Source organism: Pseudomonas sp. (assembly GCF_036387035.1).
Classification (GTDB): Bacteria; Pseudomonadota; Gammaproteobacteria; order Pseudomonadales; family Pseudomonadaceae; genus Aquipseudomonas.
This window is the reverse complement of record NZ_DASVUM010000159.1, coordinates 1-2,962: the sequence shown is the minus strand read 5'-3', so window position 1 is coordinate 2,962 and position 2,962 is coordinate 1. Positions and strand designations below refer to the sequence as shown.

Below are 2,962 nucleotides of genomic sequence, written 5' to 3'. Positions count from 1 at the left end.
CAATCTCACTGCATGCACGCGGTTCCCTAGTGGGACCGGCTTCAGCCGGGAAGAGGCCAGCGCAGGCACCATCGATTCTGCGGCGTGACATCCGGCGCCTTCCCGGCTAAAGCCGGTCCCACAATGGGTGCGCCGCCAATCTCACTGCATGCACGCGGTTCCCTAGTGGGACCGGCTTCAGCCGGGAAGAGGCCAGCGCAGGCACCATCGATTCTGCGGCGTGACATCCGGCGCCTTCCCGGCTAAAGCCGGTCCCACTAAACGCACGTGGTCGGCCGGTCCTGCTACTGCACATGGTCAGTCAGTGGGACCGGCTTCAGCCGGGAAGAGGCCAGCGCAGTCACCATCGATTCTGCGGCGTGACATCCAACGCCTTCCCGGCTAAAGCCGGTCCCACTAAACGCACGTGGTCGGCCGGTCCCACTAAATGCGCGTGATCAGCCAGTCCCACTAAATGCAGGTGGTCAGCCAGTCTCACTAAACGCGCGTGGTCAGCCAGCCCTGCTAAATTGGTTACACTGCCCGGGTGATGGATTTGATAAGGCAGGAAAATATGGTTTGGGATCTGGCAACGCCGTTCGTCATTGATCTGCAGGTGGGCGCTGAAGATATCGACGGGCTGGGCCACGCCAACAATGCCGTCTACGTCACCTGGCTGGAGCGCTGCGCCTGGCGGCATTCGCAGCAACTGGGCCTGGACCTGACCGAGTACCGCCGACTCGACCGGGCCATGGCCGTGGTGCGGCATGAAATCGACTACCTGGCGAGTGCGTATCAGGATGACCAGCTGGAGCTCGCGACCTGGATCGTCGATTGGGACCAGCGCCTGAAGATGACCCGTCGCTTTCAGCTCAAACGTCCCAGTGACGGCATGACGTTGCTGCGCGCACAAACCACGTTCGTCTGCATCGAACTGTCATCGGGCAAGCCCAAGCGCATGCCGAGCGAATTCATCGACGGATACGCCGCCGGGCTGCACCGCGCGATCTCCTGACGTCCGGTGCGCTTAAACCGTATCCAAGCCGCCGGCCTCTGCGTAAACTGCCGGACTTTTTTTCGAGTGTGACCCATGCAAATTGCCTTGGCGCCCATGGAAGGCCTGGTCGATGACATCCTGCGCGACGTGCTGACGCAAGTGGGCGGCATCGACTGGTGCGTGACCGAATTCATCCGGGTGACCGAGCGTCTACTGCCGGAGCATTACTTCCACAAGCTGGCGTCCGAGCTGCTGCAAGGTTCGAAAACCCGTGCCGGCGTGCCGCTGCGCGTGCAATTGCTGGGTTCGGACCCGGTGTGCCTGGCCGAGAACGCAGCGTTCGCAGCGGAACTGGGCGCGCCGGTCATCGACCTGAATTTCGGCTGCCCGGCCAAGACGGTCAACAAGTCCCGGGGCGGTGCGGTGCTGCTCAAGGAGCCGGAGCTACTGCACACTATCCTCAGCCACGTACGCCGCGCCGTGCCCGCGCACATTCCGGTCACCGCCAAGATGCGCCTGGGTTACGACAGCACCGCGCCGGCCCTTGATTGCGCCCGGGCGCTGGAGGCGGGCGGCGCGGAACATATCGTCGTCCACGCCCGCACCAAAGTCGACGGCTACAAGCCACCGGCCCATTGGGAGTGGATCGGCAAGATTCAGGACGTGGTGAAGATCCCGGTCATTGCCAACGGCGAGATCTGGACCGTGGACGACTGGCGTCGCTGCCGGGAAATCTGCGGGGCCCGCGACATCATGATCGGTCGCGGTCTGGTGGCGCGTCCGGACCTGGGCCGGCAGATCGCCGCTGCGCAGGCCGGGCGTGACGTCATCCCCATGACGTGGGCCGAGTTGCAGCCGTTGCTGCGTGATTTCTGGTGTCAGGCCATGGCCAAAATGACCCGGATACAAGCGCCAGGTCGGCTCAAGCAATGGGTGGTCTTGCTGACCAAAAGCTACCCCGAGGCGACCGTGCTGTTTGACGCCCTGCGCCGCGAAACCGACTGCGAGCGCATCAGCCAGATGCTCGGTGTGACGGTACCGCAAGCCGCCTGAAAATTTTTTCTGGAGTTCTCTTGAAACGCAAAGGGCCGTCCCTATTTTGGGATTACGCGATGCCGAAGTCGGGTCGCGGAGACAACCACTTGCTGATTTTTCAGGAGACTTTCAGATGACTACTGCATTTTCCCTGGCTCCACTGTTCCGTCACTCTGTCGGCTTTGACCGCTTCAACGACCTGTTCGAGTCAGCCGCACGCAACGAGTCGGCCAGCAGCTACCCTCCCTACAACGTCGAGAAGCACGCCGATGACCAGTACCGCATCGTCGTCGCGGCGGCGGGGTTTCAGGAGGAAGATCTGGAGCTGCAAGTCGAGAAGGGCGTGTTGACCGTCACCGGCAGCAAGCGCGAGAACACCGCCGAAGGCGTGACCTTCCTGCATCAAGGGATCGCCCAGCGTGCATTCAAGCTGTCGTTCCGCCTGGCTGACCACATTGAGGTCAAGAACGCTGCTCTGGCCAATGGCTTGCTGAACATTGACCTGCTGCGTCTGGTGCCTGAAGAGGCCAAGCCAAAACGCATCGAAATCAATGCGCAGAAATCCCTGACCCACTGATTCGGTCAGGCCAAAAAAAGGCGCCCTCCGGGGCGCCTTTTCCATGTGTTTCTGCAAAGGTCTCTCGGCAACGCACACAAGCGTTGGCGTGCATGAGGTCCGTAGGAGCCGGCTTGCTGGTGAAGGCGTTCATTGATTCCCCGAAGCCGGTGCCGTTCAGATTGTGTGAAAACCTAGCCAACCTGTCTCGGATCTAAGAAAATGCCCCGAATCGAAAGGTGCGGGGCATTTTCTTATGGCGTATATCCAGGGCGAATCGCGAAACCAGACCAGCCTGTTTCCTGTGTCCATCGACGAAGTAATCCCCGAAGACCATCTGGTCCGCGTGATCGATGCCTATGTTTCGCGCCTTGATCTGCGGGTTCTGGGGTTCG

The 2,962-nt window shown here is 61.2% G+C and carries 3 protein-coding genes; all 3 read left to right on the top strand.

Going from position 1 to position 2,962, the window contains the following annotated elements; translation table 11 throughout:
- Positions 1 to 553 precede the first annotated feature (553 nt).
- The 3 genes from VF672_RS15190 (at position 554) to VF672_RS15180 (ending at position 2,588) form a co-directional block, all read left to right on the top strand.
- Positions 554 to 994, top strand: coding sequence for a thioesterase family protein (locus VF672_RS15190; protein WP_331105394.1), 441 nt, complete (start codon positions 554 to 556; stop codon positions 992 to 994).
- Positions 995 to 1,069: 75 nt separating this feature from the next.
- Positions 1,070 to 2,029, top strand: a complete 960-nt coding sequence (locus tag VF672_RS15185; RefSeq protein WP_331105393.1) for a tRNA-dihydrouridine synthase — start codon at positions 1,070 to 1,072, stop codon at positions 2,027 to 2,029.
- 115 nt (positions 2,030 to 2,144) lie between these two features.
- On the top strand, positions 2,145 to 2,588 hold the full coding sequence (locus VF672_RS15180; RefSeq protein ID WP_331105392.1) for an Hsp20 family protein: 444 nt from the start codon (positions 2,145 to 2,147) through the stop codon (positions 2,586 to 2,588).
- Positions 2,589 to 2,962 lie beyond the last annotated feature (374 nt).